Genomic DNA, 25,345 nt, shown 5'->3' on the forward strand with positions numbered 1-25,345 from the left:
CGGGCCACGGCCCGGCGGCGGCACATCTTGAGGAGAACCATGGATATCGACGTCCTCCGCCGCGCTCCCCTGTTCGCGTCCCTGGACGACCAGGCGTTCGCCGCCCTCACCGAGGAGCTCACCGAGGTCGACCTCTCGCGCGGCTCCACGCTGTTCCACGAGGGCGATCCGGGCGACCAGCTGTACTTCATCATCTCGGGCAAGATCAAGCTGGGCCGCACCGCTCCGGACGGCCGCGAGAGCCTCGTGGCGATCATGGGCCCGGGCGAGCTGTTCGGCGAGATGGCGCTGTTCGACCCGAGCCCGCGCTCCACGTCCGCGACCGCCGTGTCCGAGACGCGCCTGGCCGGGCTCAAGCACGAGAACCTCAAGAAGGTCATCGAGCGCTCCCCCGACGTCTCCGCGCAGCTGCTGCAGGCCCTGGCCCGCCGGCTGCGGCGCACCAACGAGAGCCTCGCCGACCTGGTCTTCTCCGACGTGCCCGGCCGGGTGGCGAAGGCGCTGCTGGACCTGGCCGACCGGTTCGGCCGGCCCGCCACCGACGGCATCCTCGTGGCGCACGAGCTCACCCAGGAGGAGCTGGCGCAGCTCGTCGGCGCCTCCCGCGAGACGGTGAACAAGGCGCTGGCCGAGTTCGTCCAGCGCGGCTGGATCCGGCTCGAGGCGCGCGCCGTGGTGATCCTGGACCTGCAGCGGCTCAAGCAGCGCAGCCGCTGAGTCCCGCTCCGAGGTCAACGGCCCGGTCACCCGCAAGGGCGGCCGGGCCGTTGCCCGTCCGGGCGCGTCCGCGCAGGGGGAAGCACCCGGACCCGTCTCCGCCCCGGAAAGGCGCCCGGCCGCGGGACGGCTCAGGCCAGGTCGAGACGCAGCACGGGCCGGCCCTCACGCACCTCGAGCACCGGGTTGCGGGCCACCACGGCCCGCTTCTTCGCCAGGAAGGCGATGGCCGAGGAGCACTCGGCGACCGACTCGAGCACGCACTGGACTCCGGGCGAGGAGAGGTCGTCGATCGTGCGGCCCACGGTGTCCTCCTGCCCCACGAGGTCCCCGAGCCAGCTGCCCGCCGGGTCGGCCACGGCCTGCGCGGCGTCCACCCAGCGGCCCCAGACGCTCTTCGACTCCAGCGCGGACGGGGCCTGCCCGTCGGGGACCACCGCGGTGAAGTAGTGGATGTCGTAGCGGCGGTGGGCGAAGTCGGAGGTGATCCAGTGCGCGAGGGGCTTGAGCAGGTCGGAGCGCAGCACGAGCCGGCGCCGGCCCAGCACCTGGGCGAGGGACACCTCCCCCACCGCGAGCGCCTCCCGGGAGCGCATCCACTCGGCGCCCTCCACGGACTCCACGGTGCTCATCGTGTCCGACCCCGCCAGCAGGACACCGGTCTCCTCGAACGCCTTGCGGACCGCGGCGACCACGGTGCGCCGCGCCCGGCCGAGGTCGTCCCCGACGCCGAGCTTGCGGGCCCAGTCGGCGGGACCGGGCCCGGCCCAGTCGAGGGGGTCGTCGTCGTGGGGCTCGAGGGTGCCGCCGGGGAACCCGACGGTGCCGAGCGGTGAGTTGCCCGGCCGGTACTTGAGGTAGGTCTCCACGCCGTGGTCGCCGTCCCGCACGAACACGACCGCGGCGGCGGGCGAGGGAGCGCTGCCGGGAATGCCGGCACCCCGCTCGAGCCAGGCCTGCGCGGCCCCGCGCTGGCCCTCCGGGATCTCGAACCAGCGCACGGCCGGAAGGCGGCCGGGCCGCGGGGCCTGCGGCTCAGCGGAACTCGGCAACGAGCTCCACCTCGACCGGCGCGTCGAGCGGCAGGACCGCGACGCCCACCGCGGAGCGGGCGTGCACCCCCGCGTCGCCGAAGATCCGGCCCAGCAGCTCGGAGGCGCCGTTGATCACGCCGGGCTGGCCGGTGAAGCCCGGGTCGGAGGCCACGAAGCCGACGACCTTGACGACCCGGACCACCCGGTCCAGGTCCCCGACGGCCTCCTTGACCGCGGCCACGGCGTTGAGGGCGGCACGGGCCGCGAGCTCGTGGGCGTCCTCCGGGGAGACGGTGCCCGCCGCCCCGGAGGCCGACACCTTCCCGGTGGCGGGCAGCTGCCCGTCCACGAAGGGCAGCTGGCCCGAGGTGTGCACCCACGAGCCGGTGACCACGGCGGGCACGTAGGCGGCCACGGGGGCCGCGACGGCCGGGAGCTCGAGGCCGAGCTCGGCGATGCGGGATTCGACGGCGGAGCCGTTGCTCATGGAAGTCCTCCGGGGTTCTCGGGTGCGCGGCGTCCGGCCATCAGGCCTTGGGCCGCTTGAAGTAGGCGATGGGGTTGGTCTGGACGGGGGCGTTCACGTTGCCCGCCGGGACGTCCGCGGGGGTGCTGCCGGGCAGCACGGTCACGAGCTCCCACCCGTCGTCGCCCCAGTTGTCGAGGATCTGCTTGGTGGCGTGGATCATGAGCGGCACGGTGGCGTATTCCCAGGTAGTCATGGCCCCAGCGTAGCCACGAACGCCGGGACGCGCTCCGCCGTGACGGGTGGCACACCGGTCGCGGCCAGGTTCGCGCTTGTAGACTGTCCGAATGGCTTCCCGCAAGAACCCTGCCGCGCAGGCACCGTCAGCCCTGGGCAACGTCGTGGCGTTCATCGCCACGAGCATCGTTGCCGGCATCGTGGCCGCCGGTCTCCTGGTCCCCCCCGCAGCCGCCACGGGCCTCGCCGCCAACGCCTCCATCGGGTGGTTCAAGGACCTCCCGGCCCAGATGGAGGCGGGGCCGATGTCGCGCGCGTCCACCGTGGTGGCGCGGGACGGGACCGAGATCGCCTCGTTCTACGCCCAGAACCGCACCCCCGTGTCCCTGGACGAGATGTCCCCGCACATGAGTGCCGCGATCCTCGCGATCGAGGACCGTGACTTCTACGAGCACGGCGGCGTGGACCTCGGCGGCATCCTGCGTGCCCTGGGCAACAACATCATCCGCCCGGACGCCCGCCAGGGCGCGTCGACCATCACGCAGCAGTACGTGAACAACCTGCTCATCGACTCCCAGGTCCGCGCCGGGGAGGAGGCCACCACCATCGGCGCCGACAAGGGGTACGCGGACAAGATCAAGGAGATCAAGCTCTCCCTGTCCATGGAGCAGGAGCTGAGCAAGGACCAGATCCTCGAGGGCTACCTCAACATGGTGCTCTTCGGCGGGCAGAACTACGGCGTGGAGGCGGCCGCCCAGTACTACTGGGGCATCCCCGCGTCCGACCTGAGCATCTCCCAGGCCGCCGTCCTGGCCGGGATGGTGCAGTCCCCCAACTACTACGACCCCGCCGCGAACCCGGAGGCGGCCACGGAGCGGCGCAACATCGTGCTGGACACGATGCTCGGCACCGGGGCCATCACCGCGGAGGAGCACGCGGCCGCGGCCGCCGAGCCCATCGAGGTGGACCCCAACCCCACGAACTCCGGATGCACGGCCGCCGAGGTCGCCCCCTACTTCTGCGACTACGTGGAGAACTCCATCCTCCAGGACTCGGCGTTCGGGGAGACGCCCGAGGAGCGGCTCAAGACCCTGCAGCTCGGCGGGCTCACCATCACCACCACGCTCGACGTCGAGGCGCAGCGCGCGGCCGAGAAGGCGGTCAACGAGACCCAGCCGCGGGACGACAACCCGGACAACGTGTCCACCGCACTCGTGTCCCTCGAGCCCACCAACGGGGACATCGTGGCCATGGCGCAGAACACCTACTACTCGACCGGCGAGGGCGCCTCCAACACCACGTACAACTTCAACGTGGACTCGTGGATGGGCGGGGCCGGCGGCTTCCAGGTCGGCTCCACCTACAAGCCGCTGACGTACGCCGCCTGGATCGACGCCGGCAACGGCGCCGAGGACACGATCGACGCCACGCAGACCCGGTGGCCCGCCGACCACCGGTGGAAGGCCTCGTGCCTCGAGCGCGGGTACAAGATCGAGCCCGGCAACAACGGCGAGGGCTTCGAGATCCAGAACGCCGAGTCCGGCTACACCCGGCAGATGGAGGCCGACTTCGGCCTGTACAACTCGATCAACACCGCGATCTACGCGATGGCGGAGGACCTCGACCTGTGCGACATCGGGAAGATCTCCGAGTCCCTGGGCATCGTCAACGGCAAGGACGGCGAGCCCGTGGACACCACGGTCCTCGCGTCCCTGCTGGGCGGCTCGGTGGACATCTCGCCCATGACCATGGCCCGGGCCTACTCCGCGTTCGCCAACCGCGGCGAGATGTGCGAGCCCCGCGCCCTCGAGCGGGTCGTGGACTACACCGGCAAGGAGTACGAGATCCCCGAGACGTCCTGCGAGCGCGTGATCAGCGAGGACGTGGCCGACGGCGTGAACTACGCGCTCAACCAGACCCTGATCCGGGGCTCGGGCTGGCAGCGCGAGATCGGCCTGCCGGGCGCCTCCGCCGCCAAGACCGGCACCACGGACAACTCGACCCAGACCTGGATGGTCGGCTACACCCAGGGCCTGGCCACCGCCTCCTGGGTCGGCAACTACGAGTTCGGCTCCCGGTCCCTGAACGGGCTGTCCATCGGCGGGGAGCGCACCGAGGGCGACGACTGGGTGGACGGTTCCACCTACGCCGGCGGCCAGTGGCAGCAGTTCATGCGCGAGGTCGCCCGGGACTACGACACCGACAAGTTCGAGGAGCCCTCCGACCGCGTGCTCGAGGGCCGCAACGGCACCTCGCGGCCCGGCTGAGGCCGGACCGGGAATGAACCACGTGCACACCCCCCGGGGCGCCGTCGCGCCCGCCCTGCGGACCGCGGCCGCCGTGACGGCGGCCGGTGCCGGAGCGGCGGTGGGCCTCGGCGCGTGGGGCGTCGTCGTCGAGCGCCGCCGCTTCCAGCTGCGCACGGAACGGCTCCGCCTGCTGCCCGAGGGCAGCGCGCCCCTGCGGATCCTGCACCTGTCGGACCTGCACGTCTGGCCGGGCCAGCGGGCGGTGCGGGAGTTCGTGCACTCGCTCGCGGCGCTGGAGCCGGACCTCGTGGTGGACACCGGGGACAACCTCTCCCACCCCGGGGCGCTGCCGTGGCTGCTGGAGATCCTGGAGCCGCTGTTCCGCTTCCCCGGGGCCTACGTCCCGGGGTCCAACTGCTACTTCGCGCCGCGGCCCAAGAACCCGTTCCGGTACCTGTGGCGGGACACCTCCGGGGAGGGCCGGGACGAGGCGCCCCTGCTGCCCACCCAGGACATGCACGACGCGTTCGACGCCGTGGGCTGGACGCCGCTGATCAACCGCTCCGCCCGGATGGAGGTCGCGGGCCTGACCCTGGACCTGTCCGGGGTGGACGACCCGCACCTGGGCTACGACCGGCACCCCGGCTTCGGGGACCCCGCGACGGCGGACCTGCGCCTCGGGGTGGCCCACGCCCCCTACCTGCGGACCCTCGACCGCTTCGCCGAGGACGGCGCGCAGCTGGTGCTGGCCGGGCACACGCACGGCGGGCAGGTGTGCCTGCCGGGCGGGCGGGCGCTGGTCAGCAACTGCGATCTCGAGCCGGAGCGCTGCAAGGGGCTGATCACCCAGGGCGGGGTGCCGGTCAACGTCTCGGCGGGCCTGGGGACGTCCCGCTTCGCCCCGATCCGGCTGTTCTGCCCGCCGGAGGCCGTGCTCCTGACGCTCACGGACTGAGCAGCTCTTACCCGGACGCCCGCGCCCCGGAGCCACCGGGCGGCACCAGGGCGTCGAGCACGGCGGGCAGGCGGGTGACGCCGTCGGAGCCGCAGAAGTGCCCGGCCCCCGGCACCACCCGCACCGGGGCGCCCAGACGCTCGGCGAGCGCCTCGGTGGCGGCCGGCGGCACGGTCGGGTCGTCGTCCGAGCGCAGCACCAGCCGGCGCCGGACGTTGGCGCGCACCGCGGAGACGTCCACGTCCTCGGCGAGGAACTCGTCCAGGAGCGGCACGCCCTCGAGCCGTCCCGTGAAGCCGGCCACGAGCACCAGCCCGCCCAGCGCCCAGGGCTCGGGCAGACCGGCGAGGTGGCGCAGGAGCGTGATGCAGCCCAGGCTGTGACCCACCAGGTGGGTGTGCCGGTCCGGCTCGCCCACCGCCCGCGCCACCGCGTCCAGCCACGCCCCGGCCTCCGGGAAGGACGGCTCCGGCAGCTCCACGACGACCGTCCGCACGCCCTCGGCGGTGAGCCGTTCGCGCAACCACGGGAACCAGTGCTGGTCGGGGGCGGCGTCGTAGCCGTGCACCACCACGACGCGGCGGACGTCCGGCTCGGGGGCGCTCACCCGGAGATCTCGGGGACCGCCACGATGATCCGGTGGTTGGTCTTGTCGCACAGGTACATCTCGACCGTGCCCTCGGGCACGGGGCCGCCCTCGGGCCACTGGTCCTCGGGGATCTGGCGCAGGGGTCCGCCGCAGGACGGGCAGATGGGGTCCATGGTGGTCTCCTCCAGGGTCGGCTCGCGGGCCGGCGGGCCCGTGGCCCGAGCTTCCCCCAAAACGGCGCCGCCCACAATCCCCCGCACGCTCCGGGTCGCCGGACGGGCACGAGCGGAGGGCACGAGCGGAGGGCACGAACGGGAGGGCGGAGCGGGCGGACACCTGTGGTCACACCATAGGATGTGGCGTGGACCACGCCGGCCGCCCCGACTCCCCGTCAGGAGACCCCATGACCGCCCCCAGCGCCCACCGCGCCCCCGTCCCCGCCACCGAGGCCCTGTTGGAGGACCTCCGGACCTGGTGCGGCCGCGACGCGGTCGTGGACTCGGAGCTCGAGCACCGCGCGCTGGCCCACGACGCCTCCCACTACCTGCTGCAGCCCGCGGCGGTGGTGCGCCCGCGCTCGGCAGCGGACATGGGCAACCTCTTCCGCGCGGTCGCCCGTCACGGCCTGGGCCTGACCTTCCGCTCCGGCGGGACGTCGCTGTCCGGGCAGTCCGTGACGGACCAGGTGCTGGTCGACGTGCGGCGGAACTTCCGGGGGATCGAGGTGCTGGACGGCGGCCGGCGGGTCCGGGTGCAGCCGGGGGCCACGGTGCGGCAGGTCAACGCCCGGTTGGCCCCGTACGGGCACAAGCTCGGGCCGGACCCGGCGAGCGAGTCCGCGTGCACGATCGGCGGCGTGGTGGCCAACAACTCCTCGGGGATGGCCTGCGGGACCGAGGCCAACACGTACCGGACGCTGGAGTCCATGGTGTTCGTCCTGCCGTCCGGGACCCGGGTGGACACCGCGGCCCCCGACGCCGACCGGCGGCTGCGGGAGCTCGAGCCCGCCCTGCACGAGGGCCTGCTGCGGCTGCGGGACCGCGTGCGCCAGGACCCCGTGTCGGTGCGCACGATCGAGCGGCAGTTCTCGATGAAGAACACGATGGGCTACGGCCTCAACTCCTTCCTGGACCACGACGAGCCGGTGCGGATCCTCGAGCACCTGCTGATCGGCAGCGAGGGCACCCTGGGCTTCGTGGCCCAGGCGGTCTTCCGGACGGTGGAGATCCTGCCCTTCGCCTCCACGGGGCTGCTGGTGTTCCCGGACCTGGCCGCGGCCACCCGCACGGTCCCCGCCCTGGTGGCGGTCCGCTCCGCCACGGTCGAGCTGCTCGACGCCACGTCCCTGAAGGTCTCGCAGCGCACGGGGCTGGCGCCGGCGCAGATCCTGGACATCGACGTAAGCGACCACGCGGCGCTGCTCGTCGAGTACCAGGGCCGCACGCGCGAGGAGGAGCAGGAGCTCTCCGCGGCGGCCGCCGGGCTGTTCCGCACCCTGGACCTCGCGGCGCCGCCCGCCCTGACGGACGACCCCGCGGCCCGCGCCGCGCTGTGGACCGTGCGCAAGGGCCTCTACACCACCGTGGCGGGGGCGCGGCCGAGCGGGTCCAACGCGCTGCTCGAGGACGTCGTCGTCCCCGTCGCGGAGCTCGGCGAGACCTGCGAGCAGCTCACGGAGCTCTTCGACACCCACGGCTACCGGGACTCCGTGATCTTCGGGCACGCCAAGGACGGCAACGTGCACTTCATGCTCAACGAGCAGTTCGACCGCCCGGACCTGCTGGCCCGCTACGAGCGCTTCACCGAGGACATGGTCGCCCTGGTCCTCGACCACCACGGCTCACTCAAGGCCGAGCACGGCACCGGCCGCAACATGGCGCCGTTCGTGCGCCGGCAGTACGGGGACGAGCTCTACGACGTCATGGTCCAGCTCAAGCGGCTCGTGGACCCGGGCGCGCTGCTGAACCCGGGCGTGCTGCTCAACGAGGACCCCACCGTCTACGTGCGGGACCTCAAGACCGCGCCCACGGTCGAGCAGGAGGTGGACCGGTGCGTGGAGTGCGGCTACTGCGAGCCGGTGTGCCCGTCCAAGGACCTCACCCTCACGCCGCGGCAGCGCATCGTGGGCCGCCGGGAGATCGCGGCGGCCGAGGAGCGCGGTGACGCGGAGCTCGCCGCCCGGCTGCGCGCCGAGTACGACTACGAGGGCCTGCAGACGTGCGCCGTGGACGGGATGTGCGTGACGGCCTGCCCCGTGCTCATCAACACGGGGGACCTGGTGCGCCGGCTGCGCGCCGAGGACCACAGCCGGGTCGCGGACGCCGGCTGGGGCGCCGCCGCAAAGGCGTGGGGGGCGACGACGACGGGCGCGGGGCTCGGCCTGACCGCCGCGAAGGTCCTGCCCACCGCGCTGCCGGCCGCCGCGACCGCCGCGGCCCGGGCCGTGCTCGGCGCCGAGCACGTGCCGCAGTACAAGGACGAGCTGCCCGCGGGCGGCCCGCCCCGGCCGCACCGGCAGGACCCGGCCGCGGAGGCCGTGTTCTTCCCGGCGTGCATCAACTCGATGTTCGGCACGGCCGCACGACCCGGGGACGGCACGGGCCTGACCGCCTCCGAGGCGTTCCTGGCGCTGTGCGACCGCGCCGGGGTGCACGTCACCGTCCCGCAGGGCATCGGCAGCCTGTGCTGCGGGACGCCGTGGAAGTCGAAGGGGCTGCCCACCGGGTACGCCACGATGTCGGAGCGGACGCTGGCGGCCCTGTGGGAGGCGACCCGCCAGGGCGAGCTGCCGGTCGTCTGCGACGCCGCGTCCTGCACCGAGGGCCTGGAGACCATGGCCGGGCTGGCTGCGGCCTCCAGCCGGTACCACACGCTGCGGTTCGTGGACGCGGTCGAGTTCGTGGCCGACCGGGTGCTGGGGCGGCTGTCGGTCAGCCGCCCGATCGGGTCGATGGCGCTGCACCCCACGTGCTCGAGCGTGCACCTGGGCATCACCGGCGCCTTCGAGACGCTGGCCCGGGCGATCAGCGAGGACGTGGTCGTGCCCAAGGCCTGGGGCTGCTGCGCCTACGCCGGGGACCGCGGCATGCTGCACCCCGAGTTCACGGCCTCGGCCACCGCGGCCGAGGCCCGCGAGGTCACCGGCCGCCGCTTCGACGCCTACGCGTCGCTCAACCGCACGTGCGAGCAGGGCATGACGGAGGCCACCGGACACCCGTACCGGCACGTGCTGGAGCACCTGGAGGAGGCGACCCGCTGAGCCGCCCCGCCTCACCTATTGTGCACAACTGAGTTGTGTACAACTTATTTCTGTGCCACCCTGGGGGCATGGACGCAGACCTCCGGCTCGACGCACAGCTGTGCTTCGCGCTCTACGCCGCCTCGCGGGCCACGACCGCGGCCTACCGCGAGCCGCTGGCGGAGCTCGGCCTGACCTATCCGCAGTACCTCGTGCTGCTCGCGCTGTGGGAGGAGGACGGGCAGACCGTCTCGGCGCTCGGCGCCCGCCTGCGCCTGGACAGCGGCACCCTCTCCCCGCTGCTGAAGCGCATGGAGACCGGCGGCCTCCTCGGGCGCCGCCGGGGCCACCACGACGAGCGGCGGGTCACCGTCCACCTCACGCCGGCCGGTGACCGGCTGCGCGAGCGCGCCCCGGCCGTGCAGCAGCGCGTCCTGGAGGCCTCGGGGCTCACCGCCGCCGAGATGCAGACGCTGCGGACACTGGCCCGCAGGATCGGCGCGCCCGCCGACGGGGACGCCACCAGCAGCACCGGCCCGGACACCGCCGGACCGACCACCACCGACACCCAGGAGTGACCAGCATGGACACCGTCTACACCGCCGAGGCCCTCGCCACCGGCGCCGGCCGCAACGGCCGCACCCGCACCACCGACGGCCGGATCGACCTGGGACTGGCCGTCCCGCAGGAGATGGGCGGCTCCGGCGACGGCGCGAACCCCGAGCAGCTCTTCGCCGCCGGCTACGCCGCCTGCTTCCACTCCGCCCTGCAGATGGTGGCCCGGCAGGAGAAGGTCAAGCTCGGCGACTCCAGCGTCGGGGCCCGCGTGGGCATCGGCGGCAACGGCCAGGGCGGCTTCGGCCTCGAGGTGGACCTGGAGGTCGTGATCCCGGACCTGGACCAGGCCACCGCCCAGTCCCTGGCCGACAAGGCCCACCAGGTGTGCCCGTACTCGAACGCCACCCGCGGCAATGTCGACGTCCGCGTGACCGTCGCCGAGGACTGATCCCCCGCTCCCCCGCCCCCTTCCACGCCGCGCAGGCCTTCCACCCCCAGGAGAACCGATGATCCCGCCCACCAGCACCCGACAGATCGTGCTCGCCTCCCGCCCCCAGGGCACCCCCTCGCCCGAGAACTTCCGGCTCGAGGAGACGGCGCTGCCCGAGCCCGGCCCCGGACAGGTCGTGGTCACCAACCGCTGGATGTCCGTGGACCCGTACATGCGCGGCCGGATGAACGACGTGAAGTCCTACGTCCCGCCGTTCCAGGTGGACCGTCCGCTCGACGGCGCCGCCGTGGGCGAGGTCGTCGCCTCCGCCGCGCCGGAGCTGCCGGTGGGCACCACCGTGCTGCACGGCGCCGGCTGGCGCGAGCACGCGGTGGTCGACGCCGGCTCCGCCACCGTGGTGGACCCCGCGCTGGCCTCGGAGTCCGCCTATCTGGGCGTGCTCGGCATGCCGGGGCTCACCGCGTACGCCGGCCTCATGGCGGCGGCACGGTTCCGGCCCGGGGACACGGTGTTCGTCTCGGGCGCCGCGGGAGCCGTGGGCTCACTGGTGGGACAGATCGCCAAGCTCAGCGGCGCTGCGCGGGTGATCGGCAGCGCCGGCTCGCCCGAGAAGGTCGCCCGCCTGCTGGAGCTGGGCTTCGACGCCGCCTTCGACTACCACGAGGGCCCGGTGCTCCCCCAGCTGCGGCGCGCGGCGCCCGAGGGCATCGACGTGTACTTCGACAACGTGGGCGGCGAGCACCTGGAGGCGGCGATCTCCGCGCTGAACACCCACGGCCGCGTGTGCCTGTGCGGGGCGATCTCGCAGTACAACGCGACCGAGCCGCCGGCGGCGCCGCGGAACCTGGCGCTGGCGATCGGCAAGATGCTGAGTCTGCAGGGCTTCCTGGTGAGCGGTCACCAGGACCTGGGCCCGGAGTTCCGCGAGAAGATGGCGGGCTGGCTGGCCGCTGGCGAGATCCAGTGGGACGAGACCGTGCGCGAGGGGCTCGACGACGCGCCGCAGGCGTTCATCGATCTGCTCGCCGGGGCCAACACCGGGAAGATGGTCGTCAGGCTGTGAGCCCGGCCGTCAGTCCGTGACCTCGGCGCCGCCGGCCTTCAGCCGCGCGGCGAGCTCCCGCACCCCGGACACCCTGATGTCCGGGGTGCGCGCGTACTGCGGATAGGGCGAGCCGTACCGGTCGATCCAGGCCGTGCGCATCCCCGCCCGGGCGGCACCGTGCAGGTCCCACGGGTGCACCGCGACCATGAGCATCTGCTCCAGCGGCACGCCCCACGCCCCGCTCGCCCAGGTGTAGGCCTCGGACGCCGGCTTCCAGCAGGGGGCGTCCTCGACGGAGCGGACCTGCTCGAAGTGCTGCCGCACGCCCGCCCGCTCCAGCAGTCCCTCGGCGGTGGCCGCGGAGCCGTTGGTGAGGGCGGTGAGCCGGAACCCGGCCTCCGCCAGGGACCGCACCCCGTCCGGGACGTCGGCGTGGACGGGCAGCTGCTGCACGGCGTCCAGGACGCGGGCCACGGCGTGCTCCACGCCCCCGGCCGGCGGGTGCAGGGTGAAGAGCGCGCGCGCCACCTCCTGCCCCAGCACGGAGAACGGCTGGGCCTCTCCGTGGACGGCCAGCGCGAAGCCCTCCCGCAGGACGGAGGCGAACCACGTGGCCGCCAGCTCCCCCGGCACCCCCAGCTCTTCGAAGGCGTGGTGCAGGGGTCCCAGGTCCGAGAGGGTCTCGTTCACGTCGAACACGAGGACGGGTCGGTCGTCGGTGGTCATGGCGGGGCCTTCCGTTCGCAGTGGTGCACAGTGTGGTCCGCGCGGGCGCCGGCGGGGAGCGCTCAGCCCGCCGGGACGAGCCGGCCCAGGGGGCTGTTCTCGAAGTCGTCCAGCAGGGCCTGCGGGTCCGCGTAGACGGCCACGGCCCCGGCCTCGCGCAGCTCCGCCTCGCTGATCCCGCCGCTCGTCAGGCACACGGCGTCGAGGCCGAGCTTCCACGCGGACTCGACGTCCCAGCGGGCGTCCCCCACCACGATCGCGTCCTCGGGGCGCAGGTTCCCCGCTCTGAGCGCGGCGGCGAAGATGTCCGGGGCGGGCTTGCTGTGCTCGGCGTCCGTGGCGGTCGTGACCGCTGTGAGCAGGTCGTCCGAGCCGAGGGCCTCCCGCATGGCCGCCACCTCGGTGACGTTCGACGACGACGCCAGCACCACCACGAGCCCGGCATCGGCGCAGCGGCGCAGCAGCTCCGCCGCGCCGCGGGTGGGCTTGAGCCCCGGCCAGTGCACGGAGAACAGGGCCCCGTGGGCGTCACCGATGGCGTCGTCCCCGTCCTTGTCCCGGTCCGCGGGCAGCAGTTCGTCGATCAGCTGCTCCGAGCCCATGCCGATGAGCCGGTGGATGCGGTGCATGGGCACGTCGTGGCCGGCCTGGTTGAAGGCGTGCCACCAGGCGACGGTGTGCAGATAGCTCGAGTCGATGAGGGTGCCGTCGACGTCGAAGAGGACGCCGCGCCTGGCCGGCGCGGAGGAGTCGGGGGTCCGGGGAGCAGTCATGGCCTCACCCTCCCACCCGGTGGCCGGGTGGGCAATGGCCAACGCCGAGCCGGGGACCCTCCGTTCACCGGGCCGGAGGGACCTCGGCGGCGTTGCCCGGGCCGTTGCCCTGGTCCACGGTGGCGGGGCCGAGCGGGAGCTCCCGGCTTCCCTGCTGTCCGCCCGCGCCGTCGAGGTCCTGGGTGGAGGCCGCGAAGCGCCGGACCACGGCGGCCGCCGCGTCGGTCATCTCGGCCAGGCCCCGGACGTCGACGTTGGCGAGGTCGTCGCACGCGCCGTGGTAGCAGAAGTCGTAGGCGACCCCGGCCCGGCCACCGAACAGGGCCGCCTGCTCGGCGGTCTTGATCCCCTCCGCGCCCGTGAAGAGACCGCCGGAGGGAATGCCCTCGGCGATGAACGGCCCGTAGTCGCTGCGGCCGCTGAACTCCGTCTCGCCGGAGGCCAGTCCCACGGAGCCGAAGTGCTCGTGGAACGCGGCCTCGATCGCGGCGGAGCCTTCCGGGGCCGTCACGGGACCGTCGGGACCCTGCACGGGCGGGAACGCGGAGTGGTCCCCGTCGTAGACGAAGCGCCCGTGGTTCGGGGAGCCGATCATGTCGAAGTTCAGGTACAGCGCGATGTCCTCCAGCGTCCCGGGATCGTTCGCCTTCAGGTCCGCGACGTAGTGGCGGGACCCGCGCAGGCCGAACTCCTCCGCGCCCCACCAGGCGAAGCGCACGGTGTTGGTGGTCTCCGTGCCCGCGAGCGCCTCGGCGATGGCCAGGATCCCTGCGGAGCCCGAGCCGTTGTCGTTGATCCCCGCACCCTCGGGCACGCTGTCCAGGTGGGCGCCGACCATCACCGTGTTCCCGGGGTCGCCGGTGCTCGTCTCGGCGAGGACGTTGTAGGTCTGGCGGGTCTCGGAGACGGTCTGCGCCGTCACGGTCACCTCGCCCCCGCCCAGCAGAGCGGTCCCGGCCGCGTGGCTGAGACCGACCACCGGGAGGCTCGTGACACCGGGCTCCCCCAGCGTGCCGGCGACCACGCCCTCCTCGCCGGGCAGTCCCGTGTTGAAGATCAGCACGGCGGACGCCCCGGCGGCCTGCGCGTTGGCGGCCTTCACCCCGAACGTGCACGTGCCCCTCTGGAGCAGCGCCACGCTGCCCGCCGTGAATCCGGCGAAGTCCTCGGCCTCGCACCCGCTGGTGCTCGCTTCTTGGGCGCCGGTGGTCTCCACGGCCTGCACCGGTGCGGTCACCGTGCCCGAGCCGGAGTAGACCATCACGGCCGCCTCCGCGGCGGTCAGGGTCCGCGGGGCACCGCCCGGTCCAGGCACGGCCACCGTCGTCGGGACGACCTCCTGGAAGAAGGGGAACGGAAACGCCTGGACCCGCGGGGCGTAGCCGGCGGCCCGCAGTCTGCCGACCACGTAGTCCGCGCTGCCCCGGTAGCCGGGCGTGCCCGAGGCACGGTTGCCGTTGTTGGCGTGGGCGACGGCCTGGAACACCTCGAGGTGCTCCAGCACCTGCTCCGGTGGAACGGCCGTGGCGGTCCCGGCGGCCGCTCCGGCGCCCTCCCCCGGTGGCGCCGCGACGGCGCTCGGCGCCGACAACGCCAGGGCGCCGATCAGGGCGGCGGCCACGGTCCAACGGCTGGGTGTGCGGTGCGGCATGGGTCCCCCCGGGGCCGGGGCCGATCAGGGGCTCGACCGTGTCCGTCATCGGCTCCATCGAACAGGTGGAGCACTGTGCACAGAATCCCAGCCCCAGGTCAGAGGCACAATAGTCCGGCGGGTTTTGGGAAAGGGAACGGCCCCGCCCCGGCGTGGAACTGCCGGGGCGGGGCCGTTCGGCACGCGTGCGCCAGGACCGGCGGGCGGCCGCCTCGTGTCCGTGGCTCCGGTTCAGGACACCGGTCTCATCGCACCGGCCTCACTGCGACTGCCTCTCGTCGGCGGCGTTGCTCGGGCCATGGCCCTGGTCGACCGTGGCGGCGGGAATGGGCCCCACTGCGGTGCGCAGCCGCCGGCCCTCCTCCTCGAGGTCCAGGGTGGAGTTCGCGAAGCGCAGGACCACGGCGGAGGCCGCGTCGGTCATCTCGTCCAGCGTCCGGAGGTCGATGTTGCTGAGGTCGTCGCACCGCGCGTGGTAGCAGAAGTCGTAGCCGATGCCGGCCCGTCCGCCGAACAGCGCGGCCTGTTCCACAGTCTTGATCCCCTCGGCGCCGGTGAAGAGGCCGCCGGAGGGAATGCCCTCGGCGATGAACGGCCCGTAGTCGCTGCGGCCGCTGAACTCGGTCTCGCCGGAGGCCAGTCCCACGGAGCCGAAGTGCTCGTGGAAGGCCGCCTCGATCGCGGCCGACCCCGCCGGGGCGGGAACCGAGCCGTCCTCCGGGCCGAACGCCGAGGCGTCGCCGTCGTAGACGAAGCGGCCGTGGTTCGGGGAGCCGATCATGTCGAAGTTCAGGTACAGGGCGACGTTCTCGAGCGCCGCGGCATCGTTGGCCTTGAGGTCCGCCACGTAGTGGCGGGAGCCGAGCAGGCCGAACTCCTCCGCGCCCCACCAGGCGAAGCGCAGGGCGTTGGCCGTCTCGGTGCCCGCGAGCGCCTCGGCGATGGCCAGGATCCCCGCGGATCCGGAGGCGTTGTCGTTGATCCCGGGGCCCGCCGGGACGCTGTCCAGGTGGGCGCCGACCATGACCGTGCGCTCCGGGGTGCCCGAGCGGGTCTCGGCGAGGACGTTGAAGGTCTCCCGGCTCTCGGAGACGGTCTGCGTGCTGACCGTCACCTCGCCCCCGCCCAGCAGCGCCTTGCCGGCGGCGTAGCTGAGGCCGATCACGGGGATGGTCGTCGCCCCCGGTTCGCCCAGGGTCCCCGCGACCACGCCCTCCGCCCCCGGCAGTCCGGTGTTGAAGATCAGCACCGCGGACGCCCCGGCGGCCGCCGCGTTGGCGGCCTTCACCCCGAAGGCGCACGTGCCCCGCTGGAGCAGCGCGATGTTCCCGGCCACGAAGTCGGCGAAGTCCTCGGCCGCGCACCCGCTGGTGCTCGCCGCCGGTTCCCCGGTGGTTCCCACGGCCTGCACCGGTGCGGTCACGGTCCCCGAACCGGAGTAGGTCATGACCGCGACGTCCTCCGCGGCGAGCTGCCGGCCGCCCGCGCTGACCGTGGCCGGGGCGACCTCCTGGAAGAAGGGGAAGGTGAAGTCCTGGACCCGCGGGGCGTAGCCGGCGGCGCGCAGCCTGCCGACCACGTAGTCCACGCTGCCCCGGTAGCCGGACGTACCCGAGGCCCGGTTGCCGTTGTTGGCGTTCGCGATGGCCTGGAACACCTCGAGGTGCTCCAGCACCTTGTCGGGAGGGACGGCCGCCGCGGTCACAGCGACCACCCCGGCGCGGTCGGCCCCGCGGCGGCGGGGACGTCGTCGTTCCCGGTGCCGGTGCTCGCGGCGCCGGAGCTCGAGAACGCGAGGGCCGCTGCGGCGACCACGGTCCGGTGGTGATGGGTGCGGTGGCGCATGGGATCTCCCGGGGCAGGGGCCGATCGGGGGCTCGACCAGGACAGCGGCTTCAACGAGCTGATGGAGCGATACGCACAGAATCCCAGCTCCCGGGCGGCGGCACAACGACCGTGCGCATTGTGGCAGAGAGAACGGCCCCGCCCCCGGCGTGAACTGCCGGGGGCGGGGCCGTGGAGCACCGGTGCGTCAGGACGGTCAGGCGGCCGCCTTGTCGTGGCCGTGCCCGTGGCCGCGCCCGTGCTCGGAGTGCGGGCCGTGGCCCCGGTCCTTGCCCTTCGGGTGACCGACGGCGCCCTTGCCCTTCTGCTTGTAAGGCTCACCCTCGCCGTTGACGTCGTGGGTGGACATGGCGTAGCGCAGGACGACGGCCGCGGCGGCGTCGGACATCTCCTCCATGCCCTGGAGGTTGACGTTCGTGATGTCATCGCACGCGGAGTGGTAGCAGGAGTCGTAGGCGACACCGGCCTGGCCGCCGAACAGCTCCGCCTGCTCCTGGGTCTTCACGCCCTCGGCGCCCGTGAACAGGCCGCCGGAGGGCACGCCGACCTCGATGAAGGGCCCGTAGTCGCTGCGTCCGCTGAACTCGGTGTCGCCGGAGGCCAGCCCCACCGAGGCGAAGTACTCGTGGAACGCCGCCTCGATCGCGGCGGAGCCCTCGGGGACGTTGGTGTCGCCCGGGTCGAACGTGGAGGCGTTGCCGTCGTAGACGAAGCGCCCGTAGTTCGGGGAGCCGATCATGTCGAAGTTCAGGTACAGCGCGATGTCCTCGAGCGCACCCGGGTCGTTCTCCTGCAGATCGGTGACGTAGTGCTCGGCCCCCAGCAGGCCGAGCTCCTCCGCACCCCACCAGGCGAAGCGCACGTTGTTCTCGGTCTTCGTCTTGGCCATGGCCTCCGCGATGGCGAGGATGCCCGCCGACCCGGTGCCGTTGTCGCTGATGCCGGCGCCCTCGAGCACGCCGTCCAGGTGCGCACCGACCATCACCGTGTTCTCGGGGTCGCCCGTGCCGGTCTCGGCGAGGACGTTGTAGGTGGTGCGGGTCGCCGAGACGGTGTCGGTGGCGACCGTCACCTCCGTGGCGTCCAGCAGGTCCACGCCGGCCTGGTAGCTGAGCCCCACCGTCGGCAGCGTGGTGGCCTCCGGGGAACCCAGGGTGCCGGCGACGACGCCCTCGGCGTTCGGCAGGCCCGTGTTGAAGATCAGCACGGCGCTCGCGCCGGCGGCCTCCGCGTTGGCGGCCTTGACCGCGAAGGAGCAGGTGCCGCGCTGGAGCAGAGCGACGTTGCCGGGCACGAAGTCCGCGAAGTCCGTGGCCTCGCAGCCGCTGGTGCTGCCCACCCGGGCTCCGGTGGTGTCGACGGCCTGCACGGTGCCGCTGACGGTGCCCGTGCCGGAGTAGGTCATCACCGCGACGTCCTCGGCGGCGAGCGGGGTGCCGTCCGCGCTGACCGTGGCGGGAGAGCGCTCCTGGAAGAACGGGAAGGTGAAGTCCTGGACCTCCGGGGTGTAGCCGGCGGCCCGCAGCTTCTCGACCACGTAGTCGACGCTCGCCCGGTAGCCGGAGGTGCCGGAGGCGCGGTTGCCGTCGTTGGCCTCCGCGATCGACTGGAAGGCGTTCAGGTGCTCCGTGAGCTTCTGCTCGGAGACGGCCTGGGTGATCTTGTGGGTGGTGTTGTTGTTGCTGTTGTCGCGGGTGGGGGCCGCGACGGCACTGGTCGCCGTGAGGGTCAGGGCGCCGGCCAGGGCGGCCGCGGTGATCCAGTGGCTGGGCTTGCGGACGGGCATGGAACCTCCAGGTGAGCGGCGACCGAGAGGTAGCCCGGCCATGACGCGGTTCACAGTCATCGAGGAATGACTCGAATTTGCACATGCTCACAAATGGGTTACCGACCAGTCAATAACTTTTGTCCACTGATCGGCCCACAGCTCGAGCCGCCCGGACTCACCGCCGCACGTGGGCGCGGCGCCGCACGGCGACGGCCACCCCGACGGCCACCGCGGCGACCACACCCAAGGCCACGAAGCCTGTGAGCACCGGCCGGAGTTCCTCGAGCGCACTGCGGCGAGGCCACCCGTCCGGGGGACGGAGTGGCGCCCCGTCGTCGATCGTGGACGACGCGAAGCCCAGGACGACCGCGGCCGTGGCGTCGCTCATCTCCTCGAGGACCTGGAGGTCGACGTTGTCCAGGTCGTCGCAGGCGGAGTGGTAGCAGGGGTCGTAGTCCGTGCCGGCCTCGCCGCCGTACCGGTCCGCCTGCTGCCGCGTCTTCTCGCCCGTGTCGCCGGTGAAGAGCCCGCCGACGGGGATCCCGGCCCCGGCGAACACGAGGTGGTCGCTCCCGTCGTCGAGCGGCACCTCCTCCACGGCCATCGACACGGACTCGAAGTAGCCCTTGAACGCCACCTCGATGGCCTCCGATCCGGCCGGGGCCTCGACGGAGTCGTCGTGCCAGCCGCCCCCGGACGTGTCGCCGTCGTAGACGAAGCGCCCGTAGTTCGGGGAGCCGATCATGTCGAGGTTCAGGTACAGCGCGATGTCGTCGAACGCCCCGGGGTCATTGGCCCGGAGGTCGGAGACGTAGTGGTCGGCGCCGTTGAGGTTGACCTCCTCCGCACCCCACCAGGCGAAGCGCACCCTGTTCCGGGTGTCGGTGCCCGCCAGGGCCTCGGCGACGGCGAGGACGCCCGCGGCGCCGGAGCCGTTGTCGTTGAGACCGGGGCTCTCCGGCACGCTGTCCAGATGCGCACCGAGCAGCACGGTGCTGCCCGGGTCGCCCGTGGGCGTGTCCGCCATGACGTTGTACGTGACACGGGGGCCCGCGGCCGTGTCCTTGCCGTACTCCTCGTCGTCGTACTCGTCGTGGTGCTCGTTGTCCGGGACCGTGAAGACCTGCACCCGGGGGTCGTAGCCGGCGGCCCGCAGTCGCTCCACGACGTAATCGACGCTCGCCCGGTAGCCGGCGGTGCCGACGGCGCGGTCGCCGCCGTGGGCGTCCGCGGCGTCCTGGAACGCCCGCAGGTGCCCCTCCAGCTGCTCGGCGGCGACGGCCCGGACGATCTCCTCCGTCGCGGCGGCACCGCCCCGCCCTGCCGGGAGCGCCGCGGCGGGGCCACCGGCCGTGAGCGAGACGACCACCACCGGCACGGCCCACACGAGCCCACTGCTGGACGCTCGTCGACGCACGACCCCTCCCGAGAACCCAGGACCGCCCCTGCCCTGAGCGGACATCTCAGTGGACCAACGGCGATGTTCGCCCAGGCAAACACGGACGGGACGTCCGGTCAACGGTCCGGAGAAGATCTTCCGTCCGTTTCGACACGGCGCGCGGGGCCCGATTTCCCACCCGAGCGGCCGGATGGCTATGATGGAGCAGTTGTTTCCGGCTGAGACCGGACGCTTCACGGGATGTGGCGCAGCTTGGTAGCGCGCGTCGTTCGGGACGACGAGGTCGCAGGTTCAAATCCTGTCATCCCGACCACCATGCGAAAGGCCCCGGACCGGTCGGTCCGGGGCCTTTCGCATGTCCCGACGACGGCGCGCCGGGAGCGATGCTGTGCCGGTATCAGAACTGTTCCATCGCGTTGAGCACCACCGGGCCCATAATCATAAGCAAGAGCACGGGCAGAATGAGCAACATTAGGGGCACGGTAATCTTGACGGGGATTTTCATGGCCTGTTCCTCGGCCCGCTGCTTGCGCTTCACGCGCATCTCCGCCGCCTGGGTGCGAAGCACCGAGCTGATAGAGATGCCGTAGACGTCGGCCTGGACCACGGCACGGGTGAAGTTCCGCAGATCCGGCACGTTGGTTCGCTCTTCCAGCGCGAGGTAGGCGTCCTTGCGGGGCACACCGACCCGCATGTCACCCAGCGTGCGCTGGAGCTCCTCGGCCAGCGGCCCCTTGCCGTTCTCCCCCGCCCGGGACATGGCCGACTCGAAGCCGAGCCCGGCCTCCACTGCAATCAGCATCTGGTCCAGTGTGTCGGGCAGTTCCAGCCCGATCGCCCTCTGGCGTTCAATGCCCCGGCTGTACAAAAGAAGGTCCGGTACAAAGTAGGCCACCGCCGTGACCACGATGACGAGTGCAAGCATCTTGCCGCTCGCGTTGCCGGCCAGGAGCAGCATCCCGAGGACCAGACCGACGCCCGCAAGGAGTGGCTTGGCGGCGAGCAGTCGCGAAAGGGGCCACGCGGCCGGGCGACCGGCGAGCGCGTGCAGTCGGTCCAGACGCGCCACGCCCTTCGGCGTCGTCAGCCGGTGCAAACTCCCGAAGGTGGGTCGGGCAGATCCACCGACAGCGGCGATCTCGGCGTTGAAACCCCGGGACAGGTTGTCCCGCACCTGACGCGCAGATGCGCCGGCAGTGCTGAGCACCGCCCACAGGGCCAGCGCCAGCGCAGCGCCGAAGACGACAGCGGCGTAGGTGAGGGTCGGGGCCACGGATTACTCCTGAAACTGTGCGGGGAGGGAACGAACTAGAACTTGAAGCTGACGATCTTCTGCATCCACAGTCCGCCGATGACGAGCATGATGGCGGCGAGGGCCAGCAGTCCCCAGCCAATGGGGTTCTGGAACATGGGCGTAAAAAAGGACGGATTCATCACGCTCATTGCTCCGGGGACAAGGAACGGGAGGGCCATCAAGATGTAGGCGGACATCTTTCCTTCAGCACTCAGCGACTTGACCTGGCGGCGGATCTGGTTGCGTTCCCGAATGGTATGGCCGACCTGATCGAGGACCTCGGCCAGATCGCCTCCTACCTCGCGGTGTATCCCGATGGCTTGGGAGACCCAGCTGAAGTCCTCGTTGCCCATCCGGTCCGCCGTCTCCTCGAGTGCTGCATTGAGATCGCGGCCGAGACGGGTCTGGTTGACCACGCGGGCCAGCTCCTCGCTGGTTGGCGCCTGCGCCTCCCGCGAGACGGCGTCGACGGCCCGCAGGAGGCTGTGGCCGGCCCGGAGGTTGCCGGCCAGCAGCTGCAGGGTGTCGTCCAGTTGGTCCGCGAAGGCTCGCTGGCGCTTGCCGACCGCCAGTCCCAGGAACACCTTCGCACCGAGCGGCGCCAGGAGCAGCAGGAGCAAACCGAGCAACGAGCCGCCCACGAGGAAGCCGAGGATGGCGGAGACCAATCCGGCAGTTCCCACCAGCACGAGGAAGTCGGCCGGGGAGAATCGCAGTCCGGCCCGGTCCAACGCGTCGGTGATGGATCGTGTCCAGCCGTGGCGGTTCAGTGTGTCGGCGATCGCGCTGGTGGTGATGCCGGTGACGCGGCTGAGCACGGACGGCGGAGCCTCGTCGAGACGAGGCGGCCGTCGCCGGTCCATCGGTAGCCGGGGCGTGGAGGAGCTGAACGTGATGAACAGCAGCAGCAGGAAGGCCATGAGGCACAGTAGAGCCCCGAGCACGACGGTCATCAGCGTATCCGCCCGGATGCCGTCGTCTCGGGCATCTCGAAGACCTTGGGAGAGACGTGGATGCCGAGGTCCTCGAACCGGTCCACGAACCGAGGACGCACCCCGGTGGGGATGGCCTTGCCCATAAACCGTCCGTTGGCGTCCACGCCGGCGCTGTAGTCGAAGACGAACGCGTCCTGAAGGGTGACGATCTCACCCTCCATACCCTGCACCTCGGTGATGTGGGTGACGCGCCGGGTGCCGTCGCGCAGTCGCGTCAGCTGGACGACGACATCGATAGCGGAGGCGATTTGTTCCCGGACGGCACGCAGGGGAAGGTCCATGCCGGCCATAAGCACGAGGGTCTCCAAGCGGGCGATGACGTCCCGCGGCGAGTTCGCGTGGACCGTGGACAGAGATCCGTCGTGACCGGTGTTCATGGCCTGGAGCATGTCGAGCGCCTCGCCACCGCGGCACTCGCCGACGACGATGCGATCCGGGCGCATGCGGAGCGAGTTCTTGACGAGGTCGCGGATGGTGATCTCACCCTTGCCCTCGATGTTCGCCGGACGGCTCTCGAGTCGCACCACGTGCTCCTGCTGCAGCTGCAGCTCGACAGCATCCTCGATGGTGATGATCCGCTCGTCGTGCGGAATGAACGAGGACATGACATTCAGCAGGGTGGTCTTACCCGTGCCGGTACCGCCGGAGATGAGGATGTTGAGGTGCGCTTTGACGCAGGCGTTGAGCAGCTCCGCCATCTCGGGCGACATCGAGCCGAACCGGACGAGGTCGGCGACCTTGAGCGGGTCGGCGGCGAACTTGCGGATGGTGAGCGACGACCCGTTGACCGCCAGCGGCGGAATGACGGCGTTGACGCGGGAGCCGTCCTCGAGACGGGCGTCCACGAGCGGTGAGGACTCGTCGATGCGACGGCCCACCTTCGAGACGATCTTCTCGATGACCTGGCGCAGGTGCTCTTCGGACTTGAACTGTGCGTTGCTGAGGCCGACCCGGCCGCCCTGCTCGATGAAGATGTGCTTGGGACCGTTGACCATGATCTCCGTGACGGACTCGTCGTCCAGGAATCGTTGGAGCGGGCCGAACCCGAGGACGTCGTCACTGATCTCGCGGACCAGGCGCTGCCGCTCCTCGACGGTGAGCGGCACCTGTTCGGCGTCGACGATCTGGGTCAGTTCCTCGCGGGCGTAGACCTGGAGTGAAGCCTCGGTCAGCCCGGAGTCGTTGAGCCGGCTGCCGATGCGATCGAACAGCGCCTCGGCTACCCGATCCTTGAGCGCGCCCAGGGCGTCGGACGCCGGGGTTACCGGGACAGGGACAGAGGGTGTCTCTACGACGAAGGTGGACATGAAATCCTGGCCCCCCGTCTCATCGGCTGTCGGGGCGGGCTCAGTGACCTGCGGAGCAACCACCCCGCGGGCGGCGTCGAGTCGTTGCGAGAGCTTCACTGGAGCACCGCCCGTCGGTGCACGGCCTTGCGCGGCGTGGTGGAGTGGGCGGGATCGAAGCGCGCCACGAGCTGGTTGAGGGCCTTCGCGGCTTTGTCCCGTGACGCCTCCTGCAGGATCGGCTCCCCCTTGTTGGTGGAGTAGGTCACCGCCTTGGACCGGGGGACCACCACGTCCACCGGCGTCCGAACGGTGGCCTCGATGTCCTGGACGCTCAGGCCGCTGGCGCGGTCCGCCATGTTGACGACGATGTGCCGGGCGCCGGGCAGCATCTGCAGCTCAGTGAGGACGTCGATCTCCTTGCGTAACCCCCGCACTCCAGGAACGTCCATGCCGGAGAGGAACACCACGTCGGTCGCCGCTTCCAATGCGGCCAGGGTGTGCTCCCCCAGGCCTGGGGCGGTGTCGACGACGACGAACTGGAATTCGCTGGCCAGCTGGTCCAGCATGTGCCCGATCTGGTCGGCGTTGATGAGATCGGCCTCGGCCGGCGAGTCCGGTGTGCATAGCGCGTAGATCGACGCGGGATGGACACTGAGGAAAGCCTTGAGCACCATCGTGTCCTGCGCGGCTGCCCCCGTCACCGCATCGGTGAGCGTGTGCTCCGGGGTGAGGTTGAGCACCGCGGCGACATCGCCGAACTGCACGTCAAGGTCTACGAGGACCGTGGACATGGGTGCGAGCTTCCCGAGGCCAACGGCCAGGTTGGTAGCCACCGTGGTCTTGCCGACACCGCCCTTCGGAGAGGTCACCGCGATCACCCTCCCCCCGAGGCGGGACGGAGTCGCGTCCAGGGACGGGTCCGGGATCAGACCGCGGCGCCGGCTGTCGGCGGTGTGGCAAGCTCGCTCCAGCAGCACGCGGATGACGTCGGCCTCCGCCTGGGGCTCGAGGATGTCGCGGACTCCGGATCGCATTGCCGTCAGCGCGAGGGCAGGATCGGCCTCCGCGACGAGGACCAGGCTGATCTCGGGGTGCTGGACGTCGAACACGGACGCCAGACGGAGTGCGTCACTCGGATCGACCCCGGGGCCAAGGAGGAGGACCGACGGCAGTTCGCCGACCACCTTGCGCAGGAGCTCATCGGGGGTGTCCGGGACCTGCACGTTGTAGACCGTCTGCACCGAACCCGGGATCCGGCCGGCGATGGCCATCTGCACGCGCTGCTCGAACGTCACGTCCGCGGTGACGAGTAGGAATCTGCTCATTTGAAGAAATCCTCCATGCTGGCTCCGTCGTCGTTCCACTTAGCGTCCACGGGCTGATTAGACAGCCAGATCCTGCCAAACTCCGCCGCGAAGACGGTCTTCTCGGCGTCGGCCGCGTCCTGGGCAAGCGTGACCAGCATCGCCCCCTCGGGGACCGGAGGGGCACCTGGGGTGGCTTCCTCCTCATCGCTCGCCTCAGTAGCGAGCGGAGCGCCCTGGATGCTGGTGACCAGGACCCGGTGAAAGACCATCTCCGTGGCGGGCTTGTCCCCGGGGCCCTGGTCGAAGGAGGCGAACACCCCGACGAAATCGCCAGCCTTGATTTGACCGCCAACCACACGATCGGCGCTGACCTGGACGGTGACCTCCTGGAGATCCTTGGGCACCGCAACGCGGCCAGGCTCCTGGAGAGAGTTGAGGGTCACGAGCCGGCTGCCGAGCAGTTGCTCACCGGGGTGGAGCTCTACGGCAGTAACGCGGCCCTCGAACTCGCCGAGGTCCGTCACGGCGTCCTCGGCCAGAGCGGAGATGGGCAGCGTCTGCTTGCGCAGGTGGTCGGTCAGCTCCTCGACGGACATCTCGGCTCGCACCTCGTTCGCGACCACGAAGACTTCCTTGGTCTCCGTGCCCTCGAGGGCACGTGCGTCGGCAGCCCGGACATAGCCGGAGATGAGAACCGCGCCGACCACGGCAAGAAGCGCGGCCATGACGGCTGCGATGACACGTACTTTCACGGGGTGA

At 71.7% G+C, this 25,345-nt stretch carries 24 protein-coding genes and 1 tRNA gene; 8 read left to right on the forward strand and 17 right to left on the reverse strand.

Annotated features, from left to right (window positions below; translation table 11 throughout):
- The first annotated feature begins 39 nt into the window (after positions 1-39).
- Positions 40-717 carry a Crp/Fnr family transcriptional regulator gene (locus ACYVM4_RS12910; RefSeq protein ID WP_017832519.1) on the forward strand — a complete coding sequence of 226 codons (678 nt, stop codon included), beginning with the start codon at positions 40-42 and terminating at the stop codon, positions 715-717.
- A gap of 131 nt (positions 718-848) precedes the next feature.
- Here the strand turns inward: ACYVM4_RS12910 and ACYVM4_RS12915 are convergent, their stop codons facing one another.
- From ACYVM4_RS12915 to ACYVM4_RS12925, 3 genes are read right to left on the reverse strand one after another with little or no spacing between them, the layout of a single operon-like run.
- On the reverse strand, positions 849-1,769 hold the full coding sequence (locus ACYVM4_RS12915) for an NUDIX hydrolase (protein WP_460668800.1): 921 nt from the start codon (positions 1,767-1,769) through the stop codon (positions 849-851).
- Positions 1,753-2,238: a RidA family protein gene (locus tag ACYVM4_RS12920; RefSeq protein ID WP_095651153.1), complete on the reverse strand. Its 486-nt coding sequence runs from the start codon at positions 2,236-2,238 to the stop codon at positions 1,753-1,755. Before ACYVM4_RS12920 ends, ACYVM4_RS12915 begins: the two co-directional genes overlap by 17 nt.
- A gap of 40 nt (positions 2,239-2,278) precedes the next feature.
- On the reverse strand, positions 2,279-2,473 hold the full coding sequence (locus tag ACYVM4_RS12925; protein ID WP_133409226.1) for a DUF4177 domain-containing protein: 195 nt from the start codon (positions 2,471-2,473) through the stop codon (positions 2,279-2,281).
- A 91-nt stretch (positions 2,474-2,564) separates the two neighbouring features.
- On the opposite strand from ACYVM4_RS12925, the gene ACYVM4_RS12930 reads away from it, so the two are divergent.
- Together ACYVM4_RS12930 and ACYVM4_RS12935 are read left to right on the forward strand one after the other, a co-directional pair.
- Complete coding sequence (locus tag ACYVM4_RS12930; RefSeq protein ID WP_368821401.1) at positions 2,565-4,721, forward strand: transglycosylase domain-containing protein; 2,157 nt, start codon at positions 2,565-2,567, stop codon at positions 4,719-4,721.
- Positions 4,722-4,734: 13 nt separating this feature from the next.
- Positions 4,735-5,658 carry a metallophosphoesterase gene (locus tag ACYVM4_RS12935; protein WP_460668801.1) on the forward strand — a complete coding sequence of 308 codons (924 nt, stop codon included), beginning with the start codon at positions 4,735-4,737 and terminating at the stop codon, positions 5,656-5,658.
- Between the two features lie 7 nt (positions 5,659-5,665).
- On the opposite strand, the gene ACYVM4_RS12940 is transcribed toward ACYVM4_RS12935, so the two are convergent.
- Both ACYVM4_RS12940 and ACYVM4_RS12945 read right to left on the reverse strand, forming a co-directional pair.
- Positions 5,666-6,265 carry an RBBP9/YdeN family alpha/beta hydrolase gene (locus ACYVM4_RS12940; RefSeq protein ID WP_460668802.1) on the reverse strand — a complete coding sequence of 200 codons (600 nt, stop codon included), beginning with the start codon at positions 6,263-6,265 and terminating at the stop codon, positions 5,666-5,668.
- Entirely contained in the window at positions 6,262-6,420 is a 159-nt protein-coding gene (locus ACYVM4_RS12945) for a hypothetical protein (RefSeq protein WP_165979625.1), read from the reverse strand. The genes ACYVM4_RS12940 and ACYVM4_RS12945 overlap by 4 nt, the downstream gene beginning before the upstream one ends.
- 230 nt (positions 6,421-6,650) lie before the next feature.
- Here ACYVM4_RS12945 and ACYVM4_RS12950 point away from each other — a divergent pair, with 230 nt between their 5' ends.
- The 4 genes from ACYVM4_RS12950 (at position 6,651) to ACYVM4_RS12965 (ending at position 11,557) form a co-directional block, all read left to right on the forward strand.
- Positions 6,651-9,506: an FAD-binding and (Fe-S)-binding domain-containing protein gene (locus ACYVM4_RS12950; RefSeq protein WP_460668803.1), complete on the forward strand. Its 2,856-nt coding sequence runs from the start codon at positions 6,651-6,653 to the stop codon at positions 9,504-9,506.
- Positions 9,507-9,574: 68 nt separating this feature from the next.
- Positions 9,575-10,063 carry a MarR family winged helix-turn-helix transcriptional regulator gene (locus tag ACYVM4_RS12955; protein WP_460668804.1) on the forward strand — a complete coding sequence of 163 codons (489 nt, stop codon included), beginning with the start codon at positions 9,575-9,577 and terminating at the stop codon, positions 10,061-10,063.
- A 5-nt stretch (positions 10,064-10,068) separates the two neighbouring features.
- Positions 10,069-10,491 carry an organic hydroperoxide resistance protein gene (locus ACYVM4_RS12960; RefSeq protein ID WP_368821396.1) on the forward strand — a complete coding sequence of 141 codons (423 nt, stop codon included), beginning with the start codon at positions 10,069-10,071 and terminating at the stop codon, positions 10,489-10,491.
- A 58-nt stretch (positions 10,492-10,549) separates the two neighbouring features.
- Positions 10,550-11,557, forward strand: a complete 1,008-nt coding sequence (locus ACYVM4_RS12965) for an NADP-dependent oxidoreductase (RefSeq protein WP_460668805.1) — start codon at positions 10,550-10,552, stop codon at positions 11,555-11,557.
- A 9-nt stretch (positions 11,558-11,566) separates the two neighbouring features.
- On the opposite strand, the gene ACYVM4_RS12970 is transcribed toward ACYVM4_RS12965, so the two are convergent.
- The 7 genes from ACYVM4_RS12970 to ACYVM4_RS13000 form a co-directional block, all read right to left on the reverse strand.
- A complete protein-coding gene (locus tag ACYVM4_RS12970) occupies positions 11,567-12,265 on the reverse strand; it encodes a haloacid dehalogenase type II (RefSeq protein ID WP_368821394.1) in 699 nt (232 codons plus the stop codon).
- A 62-nt stretch (positions 12,266-12,327) separates the two neighbouring features.
- Positions 12,328-13,038: an HAD family hydrolase gene (locus ACYVM4_RS12975; RefSeq protein ID WP_368821393.1), complete on the reverse strand. Its 711-nt coding sequence runs from the start codon at positions 13,036-13,038 to the stop codon at positions 12,328-12,330.
- A 64-nt stretch (positions 13,039-13,102) separates the two neighbouring features.
- Positions 13,103-14,689 carry a M20/M25/M40 family metallo-hydrolase gene (locus ACYVM4_RS12980; protein WP_460668806.1) on the reverse strand — a complete coding sequence of 529 codons (1,587 nt, stop codon included), beginning with the start codon at positions 14,687-14,689 and terminating at the stop codon, positions 13,103-13,105.
- A gap of 259 nt (positions 14,690-14,948) precedes the next feature.
- Positions 14,949-16,403 (reverse strand): M28 family peptidase, encoded by a 1,455-nt coding sequence (locus ACYVM4_RS12985; protein ID WP_460668807.1) that lies wholly within the window; start codon positions 16,401-16,403, stop codon positions 14,949-14,951.
- On the reverse strand, positions 16,391-16,534 hold the full coding sequence (locus ACYVM4_RS12990) for a hypothetical protein (RefSeq protein ID WP_460668808.1): 144 nt from the start codon (positions 16,532-16,534) through the stop codon (positions 16,391-16,393). Before ACYVM4_RS12990 ends, ACYVM4_RS12985 begins: the two co-directional genes overlap by 13 nt.
- A 196-nt stretch (positions 16,535-16,730) precedes the next feature.
- Positions 16,731-18,320 carry a M20/M25/M40 family metallo-hydrolase gene (locus tag ACYVM4_RS12995; RefSeq protein WP_460668809.1) on the reverse strand — a complete coding sequence of 530 codons (1,590 nt, stop codon included), beginning with the start codon at positions 18,318-18,320 and terminating at the stop codon, positions 16,731-16,733.
- 157 nt (positions 18,321-18,477) lie between these two features.
- Positions 18,478-19,719: a M28 family peptidase gene (locus ACYVM4_RS13000; protein WP_460668810.1), complete on the reverse strand. Its 1,242-nt coding sequence runs from the start codon at positions 19,717-19,719 to the stop codon at positions 18,478-18,480.
- A 218-nt stretch (positions 19,720-19,937) separates the two neighbouring features.
- Between ACYVM4_RS13000 and ACYVM4_RS13005 the strand changes: the two genes are divergently transcribed.
- Positions 19,938-20,014: transfer RNA gene (locus ACYVM4_RS13005), tRNA-Pro, on the forward strand.
- Between the two features lie 84 nt (positions 20,015-20,098).
- Here ACYVM4_RS13005 and ACYVM4_RS13010 read toward each other — a convergent pair.
- The 5 genes from ACYVM4_RS13010 to cpaB are packed head-to-tail and all read right to left on the reverse strand — an operon-like array spanning position 20,099 to position 25,338.
- Positions 20,099-20,974, reverse strand: a complete 876-nt coding sequence (locus tag ACYVM4_RS13010; protein ID WP_460668811.1) for a type II secretion system F family protein — start codon at positions 20,972-20,974, stop codon at positions 20,099-20,101.
- A gap of 35 nt (positions 20,975-21,009) precedes the next feature.
- Complete coding sequence (locus tag ACYVM4_RS13015) at positions 21,010-21,948, reverse strand: type II secretion system F family protein (protein ID WP_460668812.1); 939 nt, start codon at positions 21,946-21,948, stop codon at positions 21,010-21,012.
- Positions 21,948-23,396 (reverse strand): CpaF family protein, encoded by a 1,449-nt coding sequence (locus tag ACYVM4_RS13020; protein ID WP_460668813.1) that lies wholly within the window; start codon positions 23,394-23,396, stop codon positions 21,948-21,950. The genes ACYVM4_RS13015 and ACYVM4_RS13020 overlap by 1 nt, the downstream gene beginning before the upstream one ends.
- Complete coding sequence (locus tag ACYVM4_RS13025; RefSeq protein WP_460668814.1) at positions 23,393-24,604, reverse strand: AAA family ATPase; 1,212 nt, start codon at positions 24,602-24,604, stop codon at positions 23,393-23,395. The genes ACYVM4_RS13020 and ACYVM4_RS13025 overlap by 4 nt, the downstream gene beginning before the upstream one ends.
- The gene (gene cpaB, locus ACYVM4_RS13030) at positions 24,601-25,338 is read right to left on the reverse strand and encodes a Flp pilus assembly protein CpaB (RefSeq protein WP_460668815.1); all 738 of its coding nucleotides are present in this window, start codon (positions 25,336-25,338) and stop codon (positions 24,601-24,603) included. The genes ACYVM4_RS13025 and cpaB overlap by 4 nt, the downstream gene beginning before the upstream one ends.
- Positions 25,339-25,345 lie beyond the last annotated feature (7 nt).

Source organism: Kocuria himachalensis (genome assembly GCF_054784195.1).

Excerpts from the sequence above, each read along its gene's own strand:
- ACYVM4_RS12910 (WP_017832519.1), top strand. The coding sequence starts at position 40 with ATGGATATCGACGTCCTCCGCCGCGCTCCCCTGTTCGCGTCCCTGGAC.
- ACYVM4_RS12920 (WP_095651153.1), bottom strand. The coding sequence starts at position 2,238 with ATGAGCAACGGCTCCGCCGTCGAATCCCGCATCGCCGAGCTCGGCCTC.
- ACYVM4_RS12925 (WP_133409226.1), bottom strand. The coding sequence starts at position 2,473 with ATGACTACCTGGGAATACGCCACCGTGCCGCTCATGATCCACGCCACC.
- ACYVM4_RS12930 (WP_368821401.1), top strand. The coding sequence starts at position 2,565 with ATGGCTTCCCGCAAGAACCCTGCCGCGCAGGCACCGTCAGCCCTGGGC.
- ACYVM4_RS12935 (WP_460668801.1), top strand. The coding sequence starts at position 4,735 with ATGAACCACGTGCACACCCCCCGGGGCGCCGTCGCGCCCGCCCTGCGG.
- ACYVM4_RS12945 (WP_165979625.1), bottom strand. The coding sequence starts at position 6,420 with ATGGACCCCATCTGCCCGTCCTGCGGCGGACCCCTGCGCCAGATCCCC.
- ACYVM4_RS12950 (WP_460668803.1), top strand. The coding sequence starts at position 6,651 with ATGACCGCCCCCAGCGCCCACCGCGCCCCCGTCCCCGCCACCGAGGCC.
- ACYVM4_RS12955 (WP_460668804.1), top strand. The coding sequence starts at position 9,575 with ATGGACGCAGACCTCCGGCTCGACGCACAGCTGTGCTTCGCGCTCTAC.
- ACYVM4_RS12960 (WP_368821396.1), top strand. The coding sequence starts at position 10,069 with ATGGACACCGTCTACACCGCCGAGGCCCTCGCCACCGGCGCCGGCCGC.
- ACYVM4_RS12965 (WP_460668805.1), top strand. The coding sequence starts at position 10,550 with ATGATCCCGCCCACCAGCACCCGACAGATCGTGCTCGCCTCCCGCCCC.
- ACYVM4_RS12970 (WP_368821394.1), bottom strand. The coding sequence starts at position 12,265 with ATGACCACCGACGACCGACCCGTCCTCGTGTTCGACGTGAACGAGACC.
- ACYVM4_RS12975 (WP_368821393.1), bottom strand. The coding sequence starts at position 13,038 with ATGACTGCTCCCCGGACCCCCGACTCCTCCGCGCCGGCCAGGCGCGGC.
- ACYVM4_RS12980 (WP_460668806.1), bottom strand. The coding sequence starts at position 14,689 with ATGCCGCACCGCACACCCAGCCGTTGGACCGTGGCCGCCGCCCTGATC.
- ACYVM4_RS12990 (WP_460668808.1), bottom strand. The coding sequence starts at position 16,534 with ATGCGCCACCGCACCCATCACCACCGGACCGTGGTCGCCGCAGCGGCC.
- ACYVM4_RS12995 (WP_460668809.1), bottom strand. The coding sequence starts at position 18,320 with ATGCCCGTCCGCAAGCCCAGCCACTGGATCACCGCGGCCGCCCTGGCC.
- ACYVM4_RS13015 (WP_460668812.1), bottom strand. The coding sequence starts at position 21,948 with ATGACCGTCGTGCTCGGGGCTCTACTGTGCCTCATGGCCTTCCTGCTG.
- ACYVM4_RS13025 (WP_460668814.1), bottom strand. The coding sequence starts at position 24,604 with ATGAGCAGATTCCTACTCGTCACCGCGGACGTGACGTTCGAGCAGCGC.